Raw genomic sequence first — 20,008 nt, 5'->3', positions numbered from 1 at the left:
CTCACTCTTTAAAAACTCGCGCGCCTTTAGTGCCCGCTCGCCTCATTCAACGTCAAATTGCGCGTTTCAGGGGCCCACGCAATCGACACCACCATCCCGGCAAACAGCACGAAGGCGAGCGCCATCATCGTCGCTTGAAAGCCCAAACTCGCAATTCCCACCGGTAGCAAAAACGTGCCAACGGCCGATCCCAGCCGGCTGCACGCAATCGCGAGCCCCACGCCAAGCGCACGCACCTCGGTCGGAAAGCACTCCGGCGGAAACACGCCAACGAGATTGCTGAACGCCGACATCGTCAACGTAAAGATGCCAAACGCGACGATCATCGCGATCGCCGCCGATTGCGGCAACACGCTCAACGCCACGAGCGACGCACACGTCACCGCGAACGAACCGATCAGGAACGTGCGGCGCGGCAGTTTGATCGTGAGCCAAATGCCGATCAATGCGCCGAGCACAAGGAACGCGTTAAGCAGCAGATCCGTGCCGAATCCTTCGCTAAGACCGACCACCTTAAGGATGCTGGGCAAGAACGTGTACACCGCGAAGTAAGGAATCACGAGACACACGAAGAATGCGCAATTAAAAATCGTGCGGCGAATCAGATCCCTCTCGAACAGCCGCGCGAAACCCTGCGTGCCGTGCATCGCGTGAGCCGCTCGCGACTGTGCGCCCTCGACTTCGAGCTTCACGTTCGGCCCGAAGTACTTGTGCACGATTGCCTGCGCCTCAGCCGCACGGCCTTTGCCGAGCAACCACCGAGGCGACTCCGGCGTGCCGATGCGGAGCACCAGCACAATCAACGCGGGCACGCCAGCCGACGCCAGCAGCCACCGCCACGCATCGGGCGACGCGTCGGCATACAGCATGCCGAGCACGTTGGCCGCCACATAGCCCACTGTCCACACGACGCTGAACGAACCGAGCAGCGCGCCGCGATGCTTGCGCGGCGAAAACTCAGCGAGGATCGCGTGGCCGACGGTGAAGTCGCCCCCCATGCCGACGCCGATCGCCACGCGCAGCAAACACAACACGAGCGGCGAGGTCGCGTAGAACTGCGCAAACGCAGCGACGGTGATGATCAAAAAGCTCGTCAGGAAGATCTTCTGGCGTCCCATGCGGTCCGACAGCCAGCCGAACACAAGGCTGCCGAAGAAGATGCCCATCAGCGCCGAGCTGCCGATCATGCCCATCCAGAACGCGTCGAGCGGCATCTGCTTGTTCATCGATGCCAGCGCATAGCCAACGGTGCCGAGCGCAAAGCCTTCGGTCAGGTGCGCACCGAACGTGAGCCCGGCTATCTTGATATGAAAGGAATTGAGGGGAACATCGTCGAGCGCTATGTGGCTCTTCGAGTCTTGGCGGGGGGAATGTGCGTCGGCGCGTGGCGCCGTGGGTGAAAGACCAACCACTTCCATTTGATTCGGCGGATGACTCAAGTCGTCTCCTTTTTGTTATTGAGGCGGGCCTTATTTCAACACGCCTCGATTGAAACCGATCCCAAAAACAGACAGGCAAAAAAACGAACGGCCCGCGCCGCGTCCAACTGCTGGACGACGCGACGCGGGCCTACGCGCTTGGCGCGTCAGCGGCCGAGACCGCCCATCATCATGTACTTCAGTTCGACGTATTCATCGAGGCCGTACTTCGAGCCTTCGCGGCCGAGGCCCGATTCCTTGACGCCGCCGAACGGCGCCACTTCGGTCGAGATGATGCCTTCGTTGATGCCGACCATGCCGCTCTCGAGCGCCTCGCCGACGCGCCACGCACGGCCCAGGTCGCGCGTATAAAAGTACGCGGACAAGCCGAACGGCGAGTCGTTGGCCGCTGCGATCGCTTCTTCCTCGGTCTTGAAGCGGAACGCGGCCGCGACCGGGCCGAACGTCTCTTCATCGGCGAGCAGCATCGACTTCGACGCATTCACGAGCACCGTCGGTTCGTAGAACGTGCCGCCGAGCGCGTGGCGCTTGCCGCCCGTCAACAGTTGCGCGCCCTTTTTCAGCGCGTCATCGACGTGGAGCTCCACCTTCCTAAGCGCCGCTTCGTTGATCAGCGGTCCCTGCTCGGTCTCGCCTTCGAGCCCATTGCCGACGCGCATTTTCTTCACAGCGACAGTGAGCGCCTGCATGAACGCGTCGTAGATGCCGTCCTGCACGTAGAAGCGGTTCACGCACACGCAGGTCTGCCCGGTGTTGCGGAACTTAGACGCCATCGCGCCTTGCACGGCGGCGTCGATATCGGCATCGTCGAACACGATGAACGGCGCGTTGCCGCCGAGTTCGAGCGAGAGCTTTTTGAGCGTATCGGCCGACTGCTTCGCGAGCAGCTTGCCGACGCGCGTCGAACCCGTGAACGACAGCTTGCGCACGACGGACGACGCGGTCAGCACGTTGCCGATCGCGACCGCATCGCCGGACACGACGTTGAACACGCCGGCCGGGATGCCCGCTTGCTCGGCCAGCACGGCGAGCGCAAACGCGGACAGCGGCGTTTCCTCTGAGGGTTTGAGCACCATCGTGCAACCGGCCGCGAGCGCGGGGCCCGCCTTGCGCGTGATCATCGCGAGCGGGAAATTCCACGGCGTGATCGCGGCGACCACACCGATCGGCTCACGCGTGACGATGATCTTCGAATCCGGCTTCGGGCTCGGAATCACGTCGCCGTACATGCGCTTCGCTTCCTCGGCGAACCATTCGAGGAAGCTCGCCGCGTAGCCGACTTCGCCGCGCGCTTCGGCAAGCGGCTTGCCTTGTTCGCGCACCATCAATTCGGCGAGCGCTTCACGGTGTTCGAGCATCAGCTCGCCCCAGCGCTTGACGCGCGCGCCGCGTTCCTTGGCGGTCAGCTTGCGCCAGGCCGGGAATGCGCGTTCGGCGGCGGCGATCGCTTGCGCCGTTTCGGCTGCGCCGCCCTTCGCCACGTGGGTAATGACTTCGCCGGTAGCCGGGTTGAGCACCGGGTAGGTGCCCTCGCCCTGGCCCTTGGCTGGAAGCCATTCGCCGTTGATGTAATGCCCAGTACGGAGAAAATCGCTCATGCTGCTTTTTCCAAGTTGTCGGCAAACACGCCCTGCGCGGGACGCGCATCGCGAGCAATACGTTTGCCTGCCGTGTAATCGTTGATTAGATCGCACGGTGTGTAATTGCGTTCCAGCTCATACAGCTCGTCGGCGTCGAGTTTCGTATCCAGCGCGGCGAGCGCGCTGTCGAATTGCGCAGGCGTATCCGCGCCGACCAGCATGCTCGACACACTCTGTTGATTCAGCACCCACGCCTGCGCGATTTGCGCCGGGCTCACGCCGCGCCGCTTCGCGACACGCGCGACCGATGCCGCGATCTCGATCGACGCCTTATCGCCGTACATTTGCGCGGTGAAGAAGTCGGTCTGATTGCGCGTGGAGTTCGGGTCGGACGTCAACAGGCCGCGCGCGAGCGGGCTGAACACCGAAACGCCGATGCCTTGATCGAGGCAGTACGGAATCATCTCGCGCTCTTCCTCGCGGTACGCGAGGTTGTATTGCAGCTGCATGTTGATCGGCTTGGCCCAGCCGTTGCGATCGCAGACTTGCATGATCTTCGCGAGCTGCCACGTGTACATCGTCGACACGCCGACATAGCGCGCCTTGCCCGCGCGCACGATATCGTTGAGCGCACCCATCGTTTCTTCAACGGGCGTATTCACGTCGAAGAAGTGCAGCATGAAGATGTCGACGTAATCCATGTCGAGGCGCTTCAGCGATCCGTCGATGCCGTCCATCACGTGCTTGCGCGAATGGCCGCCTGCATTCTGATAAGCGCCCATGTCGTAGCCGACTTTCGTCGTCACCACGATCTCCTCACGCCGCGCGAGGCGCTTCAAGATGCGGCCGACCACTTCCTCGCCCACGCCGGTCGAATAGAAGTCGGCGAGGTCGATGAAGTTCACGCCGGCTTCGAGCGCATGGCGCACGATCGGCTCGCTTTGCGCTTCGTCGAAAATCCAGGGCTTCCACTGCGGCGTGCCCATGTTCATCGTGCCGAGGCAGAGGCGCGAAACCTTCAGACCGGATTGGCCGAGGCGGACGTATTCCATTGATGTCTCCTAAGACAAGGCGGCGGCGGTTCGAACGACGCCCAAGCCGCAGTGTTCGTATTAGCGTTGTTTGGGGGTATAGAACGGGTTCGACACTTCGCGCGCGGCGGCAAAGACTTCTTCCTTGTGCGGCAGGCCCTTCATCGCGGCGAGGATCGCGTTCTTGCAAGCGCGGTAGTTGTTCTCGAAGACGGCGTCGAGATCGTCGGTCTTCGGATTGACCCAGTTCGCCGACACGACGACCCAGTCGTTTTCCGCTTCGGGCGGCAGCGTGCCGTTTTCGAGCGACTCGGCCACGGCCTTCGCGATGCCCGCCTGCGATGCGCCCCACGTCGCGTTGCCGTGGAAATCGCCCTCGATCTGCGCCTTGTTCACATAGAGCGTGAGCGGCTTGGTCGGCACGCCAGGGCGCGCGATGACGACGAACGGCGCGTGACCCGCCGACGGCGTGGAGAGCGCCGTGGCGAACGCCTGACCCGCCGGGCCGTTGCGCGGACCGACCAGCACGTTGATGTGGGCGAGATTGACGCCCGGGCCTTCGAAGCCTTCGCCGATATAGAGTTGCTTGTCCGTTGCTGCGCTCATGTGTGTGAACCCGTTGGAGGTTAAAGAGGGTGAGACGATTGTGCTATCGGGCCGAATAGCGGATGAAGCGATGTTTTTTGATCTGGGGTATGAGGCCGACTCAAGTTCGGGTTTTTACGGAGTTTTAACGGGCGGAAGCGGGTGCGGCGGCGGGAAAGGTGAGGAAATTCGGGAGCGGGGACAAAATGGCTCGCGAGAGGTGATCGGTGATGGATGTCGACGGACGGCGACGCACCGGTAGCGACCAGGACTTCGACAATGGATAGCGCTACGAATTTGCGCGTCGAGCCGCTGCCGGCGGTGCCGGAAATAGCGTGAAGCGCTCGATCAATCCGCTGAAAACCGTTGTCAGATAAGGCTTTCCGAGAATCGCCCTGAATGCGCCACTGCGCTGCCGAAGTACGTTGCGCGACTCGCCGCATCCGTCACGACGACGGGTTGAGCACGTTAAGCAATGCTTGCCGAACCGGTGACACGCACCTCTCTCTCGCGCTCACTCGACTGAGCCGTCATGCCAAAGGTGAGCGGATTCGGGAGCCACTTCGCCCTCAACCTTCGATCAGGAACCGCTCGCGATTCTTGCCGATCCAGGCCGGCACGCGGCCGCGGCCGCTCCAAGTCTGGCCAGTTTTCGGATTGAGGTATTTAGCGGGCAACGCGGATTTGCGCGCTGCCGGGCGTTTGCTGGAAAAGCCAAGTTCTTCGGCCGTAATGCCATATTCCGCAATCTTTTCTTTGATCTCTGCAATCGTGGCCTCTATTTCCTTCTCGCGGGCCGCGGAGACCTGGACCTGAAGCTTTTCAAGTTGCAGGGTGAGCTGTTTGTACGTCGCCATGGAGCACTGCCTCCGATCATCGTGATTGGTTACAGCAATGTGACTGCTCCATGAACAAAAAGTGCCGCACGGGGTGCGCAACTTGGTCCGCTCGTGCCGGTATGGGTGCGCCTCGACTCGGCAAGCCGCGCAAATGCGATTGCCGGAATGATAGGCAATTAGCGCAACTGACTACTCGCCAGGATCAGTTGGCGCTAGTAACAGACTTTAGTGAGCGCTCAATTCAAGCGATTCCAGCGCGCCGCTTAATCTCTTTGCGCGCTCGATTTGCGAAGGCAAGCGCGCCGCCGCCAAAACGGAATTCACGCGCTTGCGCCAATATGACAACGGAATCCGGTCGCCGGCAGAAATGCGGGCGACGATCCGCTCTAAATGCTCAAGATCTAGTTCGACGTGGCAATGATCCATTTACCGCCCCCGGATTGCACATGCTGCCTCGACGTTTGGCGTCCCGCCGGCGCTGCCGGCAAGACGGGCTTTCAATCGATTATTGGCGAAACACGATGAAAGTTTTGTGCATCCGGTAAATCTGGTTTGGCGATTTAACCGATTTATGGCTTTCTGGTCCAGTCCACTTGTCGCGCAAAAAAACGCGCGTTATTTCGCCCGGCAGGCAAACAGCAAAGTACGCGTGTCGCCGCTGCTCGATTGCTGAATGACGTCGAAATCACCCTGACATATGCCGCGCGCATTCTGCAGACAGGTATCCCACGGGCCGGCGGACGAACATTGGACTTGCGTCGTCACCCGGCCGTCGCCGGTAAAGAGCGGCGCGCTGCCGCCGCAACCGCCGAGCGCCGCCGCGAATGCGACAACCGCCATCGCGCGCGCTGCGACGCTAAAGCGAACCGTAAAAAATTGCGTGTGCTTCATCGAATCACCCCTTCAGTGTTCTTATTTTGGTCTGCCGGAGTATGCCATGTGTGCGTGACTCGCCGTTACTTCCGTGCCGGAAACGGCTTATAAGGCAGCGGCGCGTGCGGATCGGTGCTCAAGCGAATGAAAACCTGTTCGACATCCGGAATGGCCTCCAATTGCTTTTCGAGCGCACCACGGTCGAACGCGGCCGGCACGCAGCCTTCCGCGTAGATGAAACGCCGCTGCACGGTAATCCAGATACTCGCGCCGTGCAGCGTTGGGTCGCCGGTGAAGCGAGCGCGCACTGCGCCGGCGATATCCGCGTCGTACATATACGAATTCGGTTTCGTGCACTTGTGCGCGAGCCAGCAGGTGGTGCCGCGCTCGACTCGGTAATGCGCGTCGTCTTCCATTTCAGCGCGGTCCGTGAACGGGCCGAGCGGCACCGGGCAGCCGGCGAAGTCTTGCGAAAGCGTGAAGAACGGATCGTTGAACCAGTTCCGTATTTCCGGCGCAGCCGGCTCAGGCGCGACTGCCGTCGACGCCTCCTGTGCATAAGACGCCACGCTCGACACAGCCAGCATACTCGCGACAAAAAAACGCTTCATGACACCCCCTCCAGCCGTTCACGTTCATTCGCCCATTCAAACCGACAGAACACACGCCCGCTGCGGAGCACGAAAAAGGGTGTTTCTGTACAATCGCTCGCGATTTCTTTCGACATAGCAAGCATTGAAACACGCCGCACGCGAGACGCGGCCCGCGAGCCGATACGGCCAACCGCAGGCGCCCGCGCACCCTCCGTCCGGTGAATGGAAAGCAACTCAGTAATGGAGACTCAATGTCCTTTGTCATCGTCCTCGCTGCGCTGGCGTTTCTGATGTTCGCCGCCTATCGCGGCTACAGCGTCATTCTGTTCGCGCCGATCGCCGCGCTCGCGGCCGTCCTCCTGACCGAGCCCGCCGCCGTCGCACCCGTGTTCTCGGGCATCTTCATGGAGAAGATGGTCGGTTTCGTCAAATTGTACTTTCCGGTTTTCCTGCTCGGCGCGGTGTTCGGCAAGGTGATCGAGCTGTCGGGCTTCTCCGAGGCCATCGTGCACGCCGCGATCCGCTACATCGGCCGCTCCCGAGCGAACGCGGTGATCGTCGCGGTATGCGCTCTGCTCACCTATGGCGGCGTGTCGCTGTTCGTCGTCGTGTTCGCCGTCTACCCGTTTGCCGCCGAACTGTATCGCCAAAGCAATATTCCGAAGCGGCTGATGCCGGGTGCGATCGCCCTCGGCGCATTCTCGTTCACGATGGATTCGCTGCCGGGCACGCCGCAGATCCAGAACATCATCCCGACCACCTTCTTCAAGACGACCGCCTGGGCCGCGCCTGCGCTCGGCGTGATCGGCTCGGTGTTCATCATCGTGGTAGGTCTGTCGTACCTGGAATGGCGCCGCCGCGCCGCGGTCGCCAAGGGCGAGGGCTATGGCACGTCGCTCGTGAATGAGCCGGAACGCGTGGAAGCGTCGTCATTGCCGCATCCGCTGCTCGCGATCGCACCGCTCGTGCTCGTCGGCGTGGCGAACTTCGCGCTGACGAAATGGATTCCGAACTGGTACGGCGCGGGCACGTATACCGTCGCGCCTGAAGTGCTGCCCGGCGTGCATGCGCCCGTTTCGGCGACGATCAAATCGGTGGTGGCCGTGTGGGCCGTGGAAGGGGCGCTGCTGCTCGGCATTCTGCTCGTCGTCATCACCGCGTTTGGCCGCGTGCAGGAGCGTTTCGCCGCTGGCACCAAGGCTGCGGTCGGCGGTGCGCTGCTGGCGGCGATGAATACGGCGTCCGAGTATGGCTTCGGCGGCGTGATCGCCGCGCTGCCCGGCTTTCTCGTGGTCAGCGATGCGCTCAAGAGCATTCCGAATCCGCTCGTGAACGCGGCCATTTCGGTGAGCTCGCTCGCGGGTATCACCGGCTCGGCGTCGGGCGGCATGAGTATCGCGCTCGCGGCGATGTCGGACGTGTTCATCAAGGGCGCGCAAGCCGCGCAAATCCCGCTCGATGTGCTGCATCGCGTGGTGGCGATGGCCAGCGGCGGCATGGACACGCTGCCGCACAACGGCGCGGTGATCACGCTCCTGGCCGTCACCGGATTGACGCACCGCGAATCGTATCGGGACATTTTCGCGGTGACGGTCATCAAGACGATGGCGGTGTTCTTTGTGATCGCCGTCTACTATCTGACCGGTTTGGTTTGAGCCGAAGCGAAGGCGGTCTAGCGATCAGCGCACACCGCCGATACACTGCTTTCAGCTTCAGCGACTACATAAAAGTCCAGCAGGAAGTCGTGCAATCAGTTGGCCGCTTCGCGCTTCCGACGGACCCAACAGGTAGTGGCGGCTCATCAGTTACCGCGGCAAATGAAAGCAGATTTCGCTCAGCAAGCGCCGCCCAACGTGACCACAGGCAAGCGAAGCGGTTTTTCAGATGCTAAGACGTCACATTTAGATGACCGCAAATCCCCTACCCACACAGCGAGAAAGCCTCCCTGCCGGCAATCTCGCCATTCCCGTATACGCCCGCAACCGTGCAATCTGCCGCCACGCATTCAAACGTGCTGCCCTGAAACGTAAGCACGAAGTGCCGTCTGTCACTTGAAGAAACGTGACCCCAAGAATCTGCAACCAGCGACGAGTTCACTATTTCATGAGCGCAATATCCGCGCAGCCCTCGTGAGGCCAAGGGGTGAGCGTGGAGGTCCTCAGCGTTGGGCGGACCGAACTGATGAAAATCTGCCTCCGAAAACACCACGACACAGAACGGGTCGTCACTATCATCAAAGGGGCCGAAGCGCTCAAAGTCGGCCTCGGAGATTCGATACGCGACGACAACCCGTCTCTCGTTCGCAACCACAAACGGCTCGGACGCGTCAGTGGCCGGACTGGGAACAGAGTCCAGCAGAACAACCGTGTCCTGCTGGCAAGAACCGATAGAACCGCTCATCAACTTCTCTCTGGTTCGTTATGCCGTCGCTCGAGCAGCCAGACTTTCCGGCGCTGCGGCTACATCCGCTTTCGCGACCGTGTCATTGGCGACAACAGCCTGCGTCGCCGATGCCTTCTTGACCGCAGTCCTCTTTACAGTCGGTGCCGCTCTCTTGCCAGCCGATTTCTTGGACGTCGTGCTTTGGGGCGCGGCACGCTTTGCACTGACCGACTTCTTGGTGGCAACTTTCTTCACCGCCCGAGCCGTGGTCGCCTTTACCATCTTGGTGGATGCCTTCTTTGCAACGGGAGTGGCCTTTATTGTCGCTTGCTTCGTCTTGCTCGCGACAGCTGCATCGGCCGCGATCGCAGCGCCGGAATCAATCAAGAACTTCGACCGGTCCTTGACGTTCTTAATCCAAGCCGGCGGACGGGCATGGCCGCTCCAGGTTTCGCCGGTTTTGGGGTTGCGGTACTTTGGGGGAAGTTTGCCCGTCGCGCTGGCAGCAGGTTTTTTCGCCGCGGCAACTGCCGACTTGCCGCCACGCTTTGCGCCGCCCTTCGCCTTACCGGTGTACGCTTCAATGTCTGCTGTCGACAGGCCGTGCTGTGCCATTAGTTCGCGGATTTTCTCGACGACGGCCGACGAGTTCTTTGCGGCGAGCGCATCGGCTTGCGCCTGAAGCTTCTGCAGCTTTGCCTGAATTTGCTCTAAAGTTGCCATATGGACTCCCCTTGTTTTTGATTAATCGAGCGCACTATGCCACATGGATGCATACTATAGCTATGGGTTCATAGGTCACCGAAGGTATCAATCCAGCTCCCAAATTCGATAACGACGAGCTAACTTCCTGGCTCCTCAATCAAGGCTGCGACGCCGGTGCTTGTCGAAGCGTTGCAGCTCGTCTCCACCATGACTACCTCGTTACATCGGCGCAATGTGCGTGCGGTGCGATTCTCCACAAGCGGCGCTTAATAGCCGCCAAGCAACTGCATTCAAGAAGGAATATTTCATGGACGAACGTAAGCGAGACAGCATGATTGCTTATCTCCGCCATCGCATAGATGAGTTTGGCATCAAGCCAGAGGACCTGGCTTCAGCGCTAGCAAGCGAGCAGACAGAAGCTCGTTACCTTAGTGCGACGGGAGACACGTGGACCGGCGAAGGAGAAATGCCGCAGTGGCTTAAACAAGCGATTAGTGCGGGTCAATCCCTTGACCACTTTGAATTGTCACCAAAGGCGACACCCCCTGTACCGTCGAGCAGACCAGGCGTGGATTGGCGTAATGACCCGTTTGCGGGCACCCCGCTTGCACGGCAAGAAAGCCATTCGCGTTAGTCGCGCTGACCTGGCTGGGAGGCCGTCAGAGCCGCTGTAATTCTGCTTTCATCCAATCGTGGACTGCCCGGCTCAATTCCTGTTGCGACGTGTCTTGGGGTGAAAGCGCGGGGCCGACGACCACCCGGATGTGACCCACCCTGTCAGGCCACCCCTTCGCGGGCCAAACTCTTCCGGCGTTGTGGACGACAGGAACGACCGGAGTGCCAGTTGCGCATGCCAGACGAATACCGCCCGACGTCAGTCTCAACGGCGCACCGTGCGGCACTCGGGTTCCTTCCGGGAATATGACCACGACGTCGCCCTTTGCCAGCCGCTCGGCACACTCCTGTGTCACTGCCAGATGAGCCTGACGCGGCGAGCCACGATTCAAGCTGACCATGTCGAGGCCACGCAGCACCCATCCGAAGAATGGAATCCGCAGCAGGTCTTCCTTGAACACAAAGCTGATGCGTCGTGGAAACACGGCGAGGAATGCCAGCGTCTCCCATGTCGATTCATGACGGCACAAGATTATCGATGGCCCCTCCGGAAGATGCTCGAGCCCTTCCACCGAACATGTGATACCGGGCAGCCAGCGCATCACGACAACCATTGCACGACACCACTGCGCCGCCAGCCAGTAGCGTCCGGACCTCCCGACGAAAGGGAAGAGCACCAGTATCCCTATCGAGTACAGCGTCCCGCTGCCGAGCAGATAGACAATGAACAGCCATTTGATGAATGTGGAGCGCATGGTGAGCCGAATGAGGTGGACCTAGCGAAGGGAGGTCCTCGTCGCTGACAATAGCAGACTGCCCGGTAGGCGATTCGTTCGCGCGTCTGGCGCAGTCGAATACCCGGCCACGTCCCTGGTTTGCGCAGGGCGTTATCCTACAGTTCTGGATTCGTTCGAAGGCGCGCTATCTGGAGGCCGACATGTCCTTTACTGCGGTTTACCTGAACAAAGACGGTGACCAGTTCTCCGCGGAACTGAAGCATCTCGACGACAACGTCCTCGACAGCAACCCGCTATCTGAGGGCGAGGTTGTGGTGCGCATTGAACACTCCTGCATCAATTACAAGGACGGCCTGGCGATTGCCAACCGCAGTCCGGTTGTGCGAGTGTGGCCGATGGTTGCCGGCGTTGACGGCGCCGGCATCGTCGAGTCGTCGTCCGACCCCAAATGGAAGGCAGGCGACCGTGTCGTCGTCACTGGTTGGGGACTGGGAGAAACGCACTGGGGCTGTCTCGCCCAACGCGCCAGGCTCAAAGCAGACTGGCTCGTCGCGCTGCCGGGCTCTTTCAGCACCGCAGACGCCATGTCTGTCGGAACGGCCGGCTTCACCGCCATGCTTTGCTGCCTCGCCGTGCGTAACGAAGGCGTGACGCAGACGTCCGGCGATGTCCTCGTCACCGGCGCGAGCGGGGGTGTCGGCAGCGTTGCCGTTGCCATTTTGAGTTCTTGGGGCTACCGGGTCGTGGCAGCGACAGGAAAGCTGCACGAGGCGGACTACCTTCGCGCGCTAGGTGCAGCGGAGGTCCTGGACCGAGCGGCTCTCGCGACACCCGGCAAGCCGCTGCAAAAAGAGCGGTGGGCGGCAGTGGTCGATTCGGTTGGCTCGCACACGCTTGCGAATGTTTGTGCGCAGACGCGATACGGCGGCATCGTAACGGCCTGCGGTCTGGCTCAAGGGATGGATTTTCCGGCAAGCGTCGCGCCCTTCATTTTGCGAGGCGTGAAGCTCATCGGTATCGATTCCGTGATGTGCCCGATGGAACGACGCACGAGCGCCTGGAATGCACTTGCAAGCGACTTCGATGCCCGCAAGCTCGACGCGATAACCACGGTCATCGGCCTGGGAGACGTCTTCGCGACCGCCGAGCAAATTCTCGCCGGGCGCGTGCGAGGAAGAACGGTAGTGGACGTGAACCGCGTTCCTTGAGCGAAGAGCACGACATGACGACTCGTCCTGATAGTCTGACCACATTCATCAAAACCGCGTCTCACCTCTTTCAGTCGGAGAAACTGTCTGACGGTGCCCGGAACCTGGCAACCCGGGTGTTCGAGCGAATTCAGACTCCCTCAGACGATGGCGTCAGACATACAACCCGATATCCGGCCTGTGCTTGGTTCGACTCTGCACTCGCGCAAATCCCCGAAGCAGCACCTTTTGGTGCTGCCGCGCGGGAGTTAAAAGCGCTCGAACCTCTCTTGGGATGGTCACGTCGCACATCCGGACTGCACGGAAGTGAAAACTACATCGAAGGCCACGTGCACGGGATGATTTGTGGTCCCGGCGGGGCCGAAAGTCGATACGACGTCATGCTTGGCTTCTCGATACTGTCACCAGGCGTTCGGTATCCCGACCATAGCCATCCACCAGAAGAAGCTTATGTCTTACTCACTCCCGGCGAGTTCAAACAAGAAGACGGAGCCTTCCGAGACCCCGGAATCGGTAGCGGAATACATAACTTGCCTAGCGCAGTCCACGCAATGAGGTCAGGTGCGACACCTTTTCTTGCTATCTGGTGTCTGCTCGTTTGATAAGCCTCGCCGTAATTCGGAACGTTGGTCGGCGCACTTCTTCGTAGGCATCAGCCAATCAAAGGCAACTTGGATTAGTAGCGGTGATAGTAGCCGCCGCCTCCAGGTACAACTATGCAGCCGCCGCCGAGATTCTCGCCAACGCTGGTCCTCAGGACTTGCGATTCGATGCGTTCCAAATGCTCGCGTTCTTTCGCCGATTCGACCAACTAGGTCTCGGTCTGAGTGCGGTCACCACGTCCGACGACGAGCTTTTCGCGCGCACCGGTGACGCCGCACTGACTATGGCTGGACGTAATGAGTTTGCCGCGTCGCACGCGCTTCTTAGGCAGGCTCGGTCGCTTTTGCCCGCCACATGAAAGGCGCTGTGCTGGATGCAACGCTGAGGGGGTAATCGCCCGTTACCAATCTCGCACGACCGTTTCACCTGTGTCCGGACCCACCGCCTACACTCCGAGCCGTGTTCACCATGAATGCACGCGACGTGCGAGGAGTAGCGAAATGAACAAGAAAATTCTCGGCGCAGTATTGGGAGTCGCCGCCCTGGCAGTTTCGACTGCAGCATCCGCCCACGTTGATGTGGCAATCGGTGTTGGTGTTCCTGGCGTTGTCTATGCTCCGCAGCCGGTCTACGTCGCTCCGGCTCCCGTCGCGGTCGCTTATGGCGGCTACGATGACTGGCGTGCACGGGAGTGGCGTGAACACGAATGGCGCCGTCGTGAATGGCGTGAACACGAGTGGCATGAGCGAGAGTGGCGCGACCGTGACCACCGGGGTTACTGACGCGACGCCGATAGGCCGCATATCCAGCGAATACCAACGAAGACTGTCATTCCATGAAGAAATACCAACTCAAGATGCTCGCGGCGGCTGCCGCGCTGGGACTGGCGGCAGCCGGAACAGCAAACGCTGCGGGATGTATCAAGGGCGCGGTGGTCGGCGGCGTTGCCGGCCACTATGCGGGACACCATGCGGTTGTCGGAGCAGTCGGCGGCTGCATTGTGGGACACCACATGGCAAAGAAGCATGCCGAAGAGCAAGCCGCACAACGTCAAGCGCCACGCGCGCAGTAGCGGACGAAGCGACGGCCGAGCACCACATCTGCGAGGCCCTCACTTATCCCCAGATTTTGTTGGCAAGGCTGTGAACAAGTTGCGGGCAGCTGCCATAAGTGATTGATGCAATAAGCATTTTTGTCACTGGTACAAAAGCCGCCAAAGACGCAAGCTCATGTGACTACCAGTCCAAACGGTCTGTGAGCACTCTCACGTCGCCTAACGCATCCATACGGAGATACGCATGAAGGTCAAGCAACTGTCTGTCTTTGCTGTCTCGGCACTTATGGCTTCGAGTCTCCTCTCGGTTTCGGCATTGTCCGCTCACGCAGCGACAACCGACGCCGGTGCTTCAGATGCAGCCATGTCAAAGCAGGAGTCGAAAGCGCAAAAGAAGGCCGAGCGCAAGGCGCGTCGCGCAAAGAAGAATGCCGAGTTGAAAACGTTGGAACAGAACGGGTACAACCCGGCGGGGAACCAAACGGACTATCCGCAGAATCTGCAGAATGCGCAGCAAAAGGCCCAGCAGAAGGCCACCGGTCAGAAACCGGCGAGTGCGCCGTGACGCTTCGATTTTGAAGAATGGCTGGCGCGGTCAGGCAAAGGACCGGACCGCGCAGCAACTCGTGTCGCAGACTTATGGCCGCACTTTCACCTTCTAGCTCGCGGAATCCGCCAAGAGCCGGAGGCGCCTCGCCTGGCGCGGCAGCACGATATACACGGCCACCAGAATCTGAACGGCCATATTGAGCAACCCGCCCATCACCGGGTGCCCCGTGTGTCTAAAGGGAACGCTCAACAGGCCTGCAGGCAGCGACGCCAGCATCGACCATCCCATCGTTGCCAAACCCACCATGATCGCTTGCCCGACACTCAGCGCCGAAGGTACGGGCAGCAGATGTGCCGCGAAGCCGCTACGAACGGTAAAGCCCATAATGGGCAGGCAGATGACCAGCAAAACGGGGATCATCAAAACCAGCGCAATCCCCAGCTGGCGGGTGAGCACATAGCGGTTCAGGCTATCGTGCAGCGTCCATGCCCACACCAGCAAGACGACGATAAAGACCAGCCACAGCGGAACAGTGACGAGCATTTGCCGCCACGCGCATGACCACCACACCGCCAAACGCTTGCCCAAGCCCATCGCCGGAATCATCTCGAACATGACTGTCTCCTCGACCGGTTTCGGGGAGGCACAGCCACGCCGCAACTGAAAGCCACCCGGATTGCCCGTGGCCCAGCGAGCACTCTGACAGTCCATGAACTGTGAGTCGTGCGCGTCCCCGATCGCTTAACTATTTCTTGTGTTTGAGCGAGGAACTTTACTGCCGCGCTTTCTGCCCGTCCAGGCAGGTCTTGTTGGTTACCGCACGCTCAAGCGAAGCGTGCGGTGACGGTCGGAGGCGCCCGTCAATGGCTACGCCGACGCTCAATCATCGTGGTCGTGATGATGCCACTCGCCCTCGTGCTCATGGTGCCAATGGTCGTGATCGTGGTCCCAGCCATGGTGCCGCTCTTCCCACTCATCGCGATCCCAGTAGCGACGCCCGTCGTAGTAGCGCTGGCCATACCAGCCCGGGCTCACGACAACCACGCCAGGCGCCGGAGCCGGCGCATAGACCACGGGCGGCGGCGGTGCGTACACCACCGGCGGCGGCGGGGGTGCATACACGACACCCGGAACGCCGATGTCGACGCCGATATCGACGTGCGCGAACGCAGCGGACGATGCGCCCAGCGCGGCGCCCGCAATCAGTGTTATCGCAATCCAGCGGCTTCGTGTGATGTGCATGATTTGTTTTCTCGAGTGTCAGACGCAACGCTGCGAACTTTATCGAGACGGAATAACGCGCGTGTGTTTTTGTGTATCCAAAGGTGTCACATGTAACCCCTGAAAACCCGGGTCAACATCGCACGCTGCGAAGGCGTTAAGGAGGGGAACGGCGCAACGCCGCCCTTTTCGCCGAGCGGAGCGAAACATGAAAACCCCTGTCGAGGCATCCTTGCGTGGCCTGGTCGAGAAATGGCTCACGCCGGAGGTGGCGACGCCGGTGCGCGTGACGGCGTTCGGCCGTACCCGCATGGATGGCGCACGCTACGTTTGCGTCGAAGCGCAATCGCAAAGCGGCGTGCGCGCTTTGTATTTTTTCCGGCACGGCGATGGGAGCTGGCGCGTGTATCCCTGATCAGCGCGCCACCGGCGTCACCCGATACCCGCGCCGCCCGACGAAGAGCGTGAGCAGCGCCGAAAGCGCGAGGGTAGCTGCGACGACATAGAGCCCCGCCGCATATCCGCCCGTCAGTGTCTTCAGCCAGCCGATCGCGAACGGCCCGACGAAGCCGCCGAGGTTGCCGATCGAATTGATCATCGCGATGCCGGCGGCGGCCCCAGCGCCCGAGAGGAACGTGCTCGGCATCGCCCATAGCGGCGCCTTGGCCGCGCTGATGCCCACGTTGACGATGACGAGCGCCAATACCACGCTCAACGCGGAATCCGCGAAGCCGGCCCACGCGAGCCCCGCGCACGCAGCGACACAGGGGATCACGACGTGCCAGGTCCGCTCGCCGGTGCGATCGGAACGGCGCGCCCAGTACAGCATGCCGATCACGGCGAGCACGCTCGGTATTGCGTTCAACGCGCCCGTCTCCAACGACGAGAATCCGAACTGGCGAATGATCAGCGGGGCCCACAAGCCGAGCGTATAGAGGCCCGCCGACGTGCCGAAGTAAATCATCGCCATCACCCACACGCGCGGGTCGCGCAATGCGCCCAGCGCGCCGGCCACGTGTCCGCCTTCGGACTCCCGTCCGCGGCGCTCTTCGCGCAGCGTTGCCGTGAGCCACGCCTTTTCGTCATCGGCGAGCCAGGCCGCCTTGGCTGGGGAATCGGTCAGCGCTTTCAGCACGACGAAGCCGAGCACGATGGCGGGGATGGCCTCGATGATGAAGAGCCATTGCCAGTCCTTGAGACCGCCCACAACGGGCATTTGCATGAGGGCGCCGGAAATCGGCGAGCCGATCGCCGTCGAGAGCGGCGCCGCCGCCATGAATGCAGCGGCGGCCAGCGCGCGTTGACGCGCGGGAAACCACTGGCTCAGATAGAGGATGATGCCCGGGAAGAAGCCCGCCTCCGCCACGCCGAGCAGAAAGCGCAGTGCGTAGAACGACTTCTCTCCGGTGACGAACGCCGACGCCACCGAAACGAGCCCCCACGTCACCATGACGCGCGCAATCCACACGCGCGCGCCCACTTTGTTCAGGATCAGGTTCGACGGCACTTCGAACAGGAAATAGCCGAGAAAGAAGATGCCGCCGCCGAGTCCGAACATCGTCGGCGTGAGTCCGAGGTCTTTGTTCATCGTCAGCGCCGCAAAGCCGACATTCACGCGGTCGAGGAAGCTGACGAAGTAAAGCAGCATGACAAACGGCAGGATGCGCCAAATCAGCTTGCGCACCGTGCGGGTTTCCAGATCGGTGTTCATGAACGTCGTCTCCAGCGAGATGCCCGTGGCTTGATCGCTTAGGCCCGGGCGTCTTCGTCTATGTGCGTTGCCGGCCGCGGCCGGCTTTAGCGGTCGGCTTTAAGCGCTTCAGGCTGCCTGCGACTGCGAAGCCGCCGCCGCGTTCGAAGCGAGCATCGAGCAAACCGCATCGGTCACTTGCGCGGTCGTCGCCTTGCCGCCGAGATCGCCCGTATGAAGCGCCGGGTTGGCCGTCACGCGTTCGATCGCGTCCATCAGCTGACGCGCCGCGCCCCGCTCGCCGAGATGCTCGAGCATCATCACGACCGACCAGAACGTGCCGACCGGATTGGCCAAGCCCTTGCCCATGATGTCGAAGGCGGACCCGTGGATCGGCTCGAACATCGACGGATAGCGGCGCTCAGGATCGAGGTTCGCCGTCGGCGCGATGCCGAGGCTGCCGGCGAGCGCGGCGGCGAGATCGCTCAGGATGTCGGCATGCAGATTCGTGGCGACGATGGTGTCGAGCGTCGCGGGCCGGTTGACCATGCGCGCCGTCGCCGCATCGACGAGTTCCTTGTCCCATTTGACGTCGGGAAACTCCTTCGACACCTGCAGCGCGATCTCATCCCACATCACCATCGCGTGCCGCTGCGCGTTGCTCTTCGTGATCACGGTCAGGAGCTTGCGCGGGCGCGACTGCGCGAGATGAAACGCAAAGCGGAGAATGCGCTCCACGCCCGCGCGCGTCATGACCGACACATCGGTCGCGACTTCGATCGGATGCCCCTGGTGCGCGCGGCCGCCCACGCCGGAGTACTCGCCTTCGGAGTTCTCGCGCACGATCACCCAGTCGAGGTCCTGCGGCGCGCAGCGCTTCAACGGCGCGTCGATGCCGGGAAGGATGCGGGTGGGACGCACGTTCGCGTACTGGTCGAAGCCCTGGCAGATCTTCAGGCGCAGGCCCCAGAGCGTCACGTGATCGGGGATGTGCGGGTCGCCTGCGGAGCCGAACAGAATCGCGTCCTTGTCGCGCAACGCGTCGAGCCCATCGGCCGGCATCATCACGCCGTGCTTGCGGTAGTAGTCGCCGCCCCAATCGAAGTCTTCGAAGTCGAAGCCGAAGTCCGTGCTGCCGGCGGCGATCGCTTCCAGCACGCGCCGCCCGGCCGGAACCACTTCCTTGCCGATGCCGTCGCCGGGAATCGTGGCAATGCGATATGTCTTCACCTGTCGTCTCCAAATATGTGAATGTGAGGACGATGGTAGGGCGGCGACGGGCTTTGCAAACGCCGCTAGACTTAAAGCATTCTTAACTTGAAGTTGACAATGGGGAGGCGCGCATGACCGCTTCGATCCAGCCCGAGGACCTCGCGTTTTTCTCGACGCTCGCGGCAAGCGGCAGTCTGACTGCCGCCGCGCGTGAACTCGGCTTGACGACGGCGGCCGTCAGCAAACATCTCGCGCAAATGGAAGCGCGCGCCGGCGTCTCGCTCGTCAACCGGTCGACGCGCCGCATGAGCCTCACTGCCGAGGGCGAGCTGTATCTCGTGAGAGCGCGCCGCATCCTCGGCGAGATGGACGACCTCGCGCAATTGCTCGGCGGCGCGCATGCCGCGCCCAAAGGTCTGCTGCGAGTCAACGCGACGCTCGGCTTCGGCCGCAGCCACGTCGCGCCGCTGATCTCGCGGTTCGTGCGCAAGTATCCGGAAGTCGACGTGCAGCTGCAGCTATCGGTCGATCCGCCGCCGCTTTCCGACGATGCGTTCGACGTCTGCGTGCGCTTTGGCGAGCCGCCCGACGCGCGCGTCATCGCGCGCCGGGTCGCGCCGAATCGGCGCCTGCTCTGCGCAGCGCCGGCGTACTTCGCTAACCGGCGGCTGCCGCGCAGTCCGGCCGAGCTGCCGCAGCACAACTGCATCGGCATCCGGCAAGGCGACGACGCCTACGGGCTGTGGCGTCTGACGAGCGGACGCGCCGCGGCGGAAAAAACCGAGACCGTGCGCGTGCGCGGCAACCTGACCACCAACGACGGCGAGATCGCCGTGAAATGGGCGCTCGACGGCCACGGCATTCTGATGCGCGCGGAATGGGATATCGCGGAGTACCTCGCCGACGGACGCCTCGTCCACGTGTTGCCCGACTACCGCACGCCCGGCGCCGACATCTATGCCGTGTACCCGCAGCACCTGCAGATGACCGCGCGCGTCAAGGCGTTCGTCGACATGCTCGTGGAAGCGCTCGGCACGCGGAGCTGAGCGCGGCGACATCGCCCAGGCCGCCGGGGCCCGGCGCTCACTTCT

At 61.7% G+C, this 20,008-nt stretch carries 23 protein-coding genes and 1 pseudogene; 9 read left to right on the top strand and 15 right to left on the bottom strand.

What is annotated here, in order from left to right; genetic code table 11:
- Positions 1 to 26 precede the first annotated feature (26 nt).
- The 8 genes from AAHK20_RS13705 to AAHK20_RS13670 form a co-directional block, all read right to left on the bottom strand.
- Positions 27 to 1,418 carry an MFS transporter gene (locus AAHK20_RS13705; RefSeq protein WP_449182225.1) on the bottom strand — a complete coding sequence of 464 codons (1,392 nt, stop codon included), beginning with the start codon at positions 1,416 to 1,418 and terminating at the stop codon, positions 27 to 29.
- Positions 1,419 to 1,585: 167 nt separating this feature from the next.
- Positions 1,586 to 3,037 carry an NAD-dependent succinate-semialdehyde dehydrogenase gene (locus AAHK20_RS13700; protein WP_449182003.1) on the bottom strand — a complete coding sequence of 484 codons (1,452 nt, stop codon included), beginning with the start codon at positions 3,035 to 3,037 and terminating at the stop codon, positions 1,586 to 1,588.
- Entirely contained in the window at positions 3,034 to 4,071 is a 1,038-nt protein-coding gene (locus tag AAHK20_RS13695; RefSeq protein WP_449182002.1) for an aldo/keto reductase, read from the bottom strand. The genes AAHK20_RS13700 and AAHK20_RS13695 overlap by 4 nt, the downstream gene beginning before the upstream one ends.
- Positions 4,072 to 4,131: 60 nt before the next feature.
- Positions 4,132 to 4,656 carry a formaldehyde-activating enzyme gene (gene fae, locus AAHK20_RS13690; protein WP_137335247.1) on the bottom strand — a complete coding sequence of 175 codons (525 nt, stop codon included), beginning with the start codon at positions 4,654 to 4,656 and terminating at the stop codon, positions 4,132 to 4,134.
- 548 nt (positions 4,657 to 5,204) lie between these two features.
- Entirely contained in the window at positions 5,205 to 5,492 is a 288-nt protein-coding gene (locus AAHK20_RS13685) for an H-NS histone family protein (protein WP_449182001.1), read from the bottom strand.
- A gap of 207 nt (positions 5,493 to 5,699) precedes the next feature.
- On the bottom strand, positions 5,700 to 5,900 hold the full coding sequence (locus AAHK20_RS13680) for a hypothetical protein (RefSeq protein WP_449182000.1): 201 nt from the start codon (positions 5,898 to 5,900) through the stop codon (positions 5,700 to 5,702).
- A 189-nt stretch (positions 5,901 to 6,089) separates the two neighbouring features.
- Positions 6,090 to 6,314: a hypothetical protein gene (locus tag AAHK20_RS13675; protein ID WP_449182224.1), complete on the bottom strand. Its 225-nt coding sequence runs from the start codon at positions 6,312 to 6,314 to the stop codon at positions 6,090 to 6,092.
- A 116-nt stretch (positions 6,315 to 6,430) separates the two neighbouring features.
- Positions 6,431 to 6,958 (bottom strand): BON domain-containing protein, encoded by a 528-nt coding sequence (locus tag AAHK20_RS13670; protein ID WP_449181999.1) that lies wholly within the window; start codon positions 6,956 to 6,958, stop codon positions 6,431 to 6,433.
- A gap of 233 nt (positions 6,959 to 7,191) precedes the next feature.
- Between AAHK20_RS13670 and AAHK20_RS13665 the strand changes: the two genes are divergently transcribed.
- Positions 7,192 to 8,595: a GntP family permease gene (locus AAHK20_RS13665; RefSeq protein ID WP_449181998.1), complete on the top strand. Its 1,404-nt coding sequence runs from the start codon at positions 7,192 to 7,194 to the stop codon at positions 8,593 to 8,595.
- 115 nt (positions 8,596 to 8,710) lie between these two features.
- Here AAHK20_RS13665 and AAHK20_RS13660 read toward each other — a convergent pair.
- Positions 8,711 to 8,809 (bottom strand): annotated as a pseudogene (locus AAHK20_RS13660) (SOS response-associated peptidase family protein); the annotation flags it as partial.
- 549 nt (positions 8,810 to 9,358) lie between these two features.
- Positions 9,359 to 10,045, bottom strand: a complete 687-nt coding sequence (locus AAHK20_RS13655) for an H-NS histone family protein (protein ID WP_449181997.1) — start codon at positions 10,043 to 10,045, stop codon at positions 9,359 to 9,361.
- Between the two features lie 289 nt (positions 10,046 to 10,334).
- Here AAHK20_RS13655 and AAHK20_RS13650 point away from each other — a divergent pair, with 289 nt between their 5' ends.
- A complete protein-coding gene (locus AAHK20_RS13650) occupies positions 10,335 to 10,661 on the top strand; it encodes an H-NS histone family protein (RefSeq protein ID WP_449181996.1) in 327 nt (108 codons plus the stop codon).
- Positions 10,662 to 10,686: 25 nt separating this feature from the next.
- Here AAHK20_RS13650 and AAHK20_RS13645 read toward each other — a convergent pair whose 3' ends face one another.
- A complete protein-coding gene (locus AAHK20_RS13645; RefSeq protein ID WP_449181995.1) occupies positions 10,687 to 11,397 on the bottom strand; it encodes a lysophospholipid acyltransferase family protein in 711 nt (236 codons plus the stop codon).
- Between the two features lie 182 nt (positions 11,398 to 11,579).
- Between AAHK20_RS13645 and acuI the strand changes: the two genes are divergently transcribed.
- The 5 genes from acuI (at position 11,580) to AAHK20_RS13620 (ending at position 14,809) form a co-directional block, all read left to right on the top strand.
- Positions 11,580 to 12,587 carry an acrylyl-CoA reductase (NADPH) gene (acuI, locus tag AAHK20_RS13640; RefSeq protein WP_449181994.1) on the top strand — a complete coding sequence of 336 codons (1,008 nt, stop codon included), beginning with the start codon at positions 11,580 to 11,582 and terminating at the stop codon, positions 12,585 to 12,587.
- Between the two features lie 14 nt (positions 12,588 to 12,601).
- Positions 12,602 to 13,189: a dimethylsulfonioproprionate lyase family protein gene (locus tag AAHK20_RS13635; RefSeq protein ID WP_449181993.1), complete on the top strand. Its 588-nt coding sequence runs from the start codon at positions 12,602 to 12,604 to the stop codon at positions 13,187 to 13,189.
- A 501-nt stretch (positions 13,190 to 13,690) separates the two neighbouring features.
- A complete protein-coding gene (locus AAHK20_RS13630; RefSeq protein ID WP_449181992.1) occupies positions 13,691 to 13,972 on the top strand; it encodes a PXPV repeat protein in 282 nt (93 codons plus the stop codon).
- Positions 13,973 to 14,025: 53 nt separating this feature from the next.
- Positions 14,026 to 14,262: a hypothetical protein gene (locus AAHK20_RS13625; RefSeq protein ID WP_449181991.1), complete on the top strand. Its 237-nt coding sequence runs from the start codon at positions 14,026 to 14,028 to the stop codon at positions 14,260 to 14,262.
- Positions 14,263 to 14,488: 226 nt separating this feature from the next.
- Positions 14,489 to 14,809 (top strand): DUF4148 domain-containing protein, encoded by a 321-nt coding sequence (locus AAHK20_RS13620; RefSeq protein ID WP_449181990.1) that lies wholly within the window; start codon positions 14,489 to 14,491, stop codon positions 14,807 to 14,809.
- 93 nt (positions 14,810 to 14,902) lie between these two features.
- Here AAHK20_RS13620 and AAHK20_RS13615 read toward each other — a convergent pair whose 3' ends face one another.
- Positions 14,903 to 15,409 carry a hypothetical protein gene (locus tag AAHK20_RS13615; protein ID WP_449181989.1) on the bottom strand — a complete coding sequence of 169 codons (507 nt, stop codon included), beginning with the start codon at positions 15,407 to 15,409 and terminating at the stop codon, positions 14,903 to 14,905.
- A gap of 264 nt (positions 15,410 to 15,673) precedes the next feature.
- Entirely contained in the window at positions 15,674 to 16,036 is a 363-nt protein-coding gene (locus tag AAHK20_RS13610; RefSeq protein ID WP_449181988.1) for a hypothetical protein, read from the bottom strand.
- Positions 16,037 to 16,223: 187 nt separating this feature from the next.
- Here AAHK20_RS13610 and AAHK20_RS13605 point away from each other — a divergent pair, with 187 nt between their 5' ends.
- Complete coding sequence (locus AAHK20_RS13605) at positions 16,224 to 16,430, top strand: hypothetical protein (RefSeq protein ID WP_449181987.1); 207 nt, start codon at positions 16,224 to 16,226, stop codon at positions 16,428 to 16,430.
- On the opposite strand, the gene AAHK20_RS13600 is transcribed toward AAHK20_RS13605, so the two are convergent.
- Both AAHK20_RS13600 and AAHK20_RS13595 read right to left on the bottom strand, forming a co-directional pair.
- Positions 16,431 to 17,726 carry an MFS transporter gene (locus AAHK20_RS13600; protein ID WP_449181986.1) on the bottom strand — a complete coding sequence of 432 codons (1,296 nt, stop codon included), beginning with the start codon at positions 17,724 to 17,726 and terminating at the stop codon, positions 16,431 to 16,433.
- A gap of 108 nt (positions 17,727 to 17,834) precedes the next feature.
- Positions 17,835 to 18,935 carry a tartrate dehydrogenase gene (locus AAHK20_RS13595; RefSeq protein ID WP_449181985.1) on the bottom strand — a complete coding sequence of 367 codons (1,101 nt, stop codon included), beginning with the start codon at positions 18,933 to 18,935 and terminating at the stop codon, positions 17,835 to 17,837.
- A gap of 113 nt (positions 18,936 to 19,048) precedes the next feature.
- On the opposite strand from AAHK20_RS13595, the gene AAHK20_RS13590 reads away from it, so the two are divergent.
- Entirely contained in the window at positions 19,049 to 19,963 is a 915-nt protein-coding gene (locus AAHK20_RS13590; RefSeq protein ID WP_449181984.1) for a LysR family transcriptional regulator, read from the top strand.
- Positions 19,964 to 20,008 lie beyond the last annotated feature (45 nt).

Source organism: Trinickia camelliae (genome assembly GCF_053525655.1).
Note: the sequence above shows the minus strand (reverse complement) of the source record. Positions and strands in the feature narration are given on the sequence as shown.

Bases quoted from the DNA above. Each gene is read 5' to 3' on its own strand.
- AAHK20_RS13630 (WP_449181992.1), top strand. From the start codon at position 13,691: ATGAACAAGAAAATTCTCGGCGCAGTATTGGGAGTCGCCGCCCTGGCA.
- AAHK20_RS13620 (WP_449181990.1), top strand. From the start codon at position 14,489: ATGAAGGTCAAGCAACTGTCTGTCTTTGCTGTCTCGGCACTTATGGCT.
- AAHK20_RS13635 (WP_449181993.1), top strand. From the start codon at position 12,602: ATGACGACTCGTCCTGATAGTCTGACCACATTCATCAAAACCGCGTCT.
- AAHK20_RS13695 (WP_449182002.1), bottom strand. From the start codon at position 4,071: ATGGAATACGTCCGCCTCGGCCAATCCGGTCTGAAGGTTTCGCGCCTC.
- AAHK20_RS13685 (WP_449182001.1), bottom strand. From the start codon at position 5,492: ATGGCGACGTACAAACAGCTCACCCTGCAACTTGAAAAGCTTCAGGTC.
- AAHK20_RS13600 (WP_449181986.1), bottom strand. From the start codon at position 17,726: ATGAACACCGATCTGGAAACCCGCACGGTGCGCAAGCTGATTTGGCGC.
- AAHK20_RS13615 (WP_449181989.1), bottom strand. From the start codon at position 15,409: ATGTTCGAGATGATTCCGGCGATGGGCTTGGGCAAGCGTTTGGCGGTG.
- AAHK20_RS13610 (WP_449181988.1), bottom strand. From the start codon at position 16,036: ATGCACATCACACGAAGCCGCTGGATTGCGATAACACTGATTGCGGGC.
- AAHK20_RS13675 (WP_449182224.1), bottom strand. From the start codon at position 6,314: ATGGCGGTTGTCGCATTCGCGGCGGCGCTCGGCGGTTGCGGCGGCAGC.
- fae (WP_137335247.1), bottom strand. From the start codon at position 4,656: ATGAGCGCAGCAACGGACAAGCAACTCTATATCGGCGAAGGCTTCGAA.
- AAHK20_RS13590 (WP_449181984.1), top strand. From the start codon at position 19,049: ATGACCGCTTCGATCCAGCCCGAGGACCTCGCGTTTTTCTCGACGCTC.
- AAHK20_RS13665 (WP_449181998.1), top strand. From the start codon at position 7,192: ATGTCCTTTGTCATCGTCCTCGCTGCGCTGGCGTTTCTGATGTTCGCC.
- acuI (WP_449181994.1), top strand. From the start codon at position 11,580: ATGTCCTTTACTGCGGTTTACCTGAACAAAGACGGTGACCAGTTCTCC.
- AAHK20_RS13705 (WP_449182225.1), bottom strand. From the start codon at position 1,418: ATGGAAGTGGTTGGTCTTTCACCCACGGCGCCACGCGCCGACGCACAT.
- AAHK20_RS13650 (WP_449181996.1), top strand. From the start codon at position 10,335: ATGGACGAACGTAAGCGAGACAGCATGATTGCTTATCTCCGCCATCGC.
- AAHK20_RS13700 (WP_449182003.1), bottom strand. From the start codon at position 3,037: ATGAGCGATTTTCTCCGTACTGGGCATTACATCAACGGCGAATGGCTT.
- AAHK20_RS13655 (WP_449181997.1), bottom strand. From the start codon at position 10,045: ATGGCAACTTTAGAGCAAATTCAGGCAAAGCTGCAGAAGCTTCAGGCG.
- AAHK20_RS13680 (WP_449182000.1), bottom strand. From the start codon at position 5,900: ATGGATCATTGCCACGTCGAACTAGATCTTGAGCATTTAGAGCGGATC.
- AAHK20_RS13670 (WP_449181999.1), bottom strand. From the start codon at position 6,958: ATGAAGCGTTTTTTTGTCGCGAGTATGCTGGCTGTGTCGAGCGTGGCG.
- AAHK20_RS13605 (WP_449181987.1), top strand. From the start codon at position 16,224: ATGAAAACCCCTGTCGAGGCATCCTTGCGTGGCCTGGTCGAGAAATGG.
- AAHK20_RS13625 (WP_449181991.1), top strand. From the start codon at position 14,026: ATGAAGAAATACCAACTCAAGATGCTCGCGGCGGCTGCCGCGCTGGGA.
- AAHK20_RS13645 (WP_449181995.1), bottom strand. From the start codon at position 11,397: ATGCGCTCCACATTCATCAAATGGCTGTTCATTGTCTATCTGCTCGGC.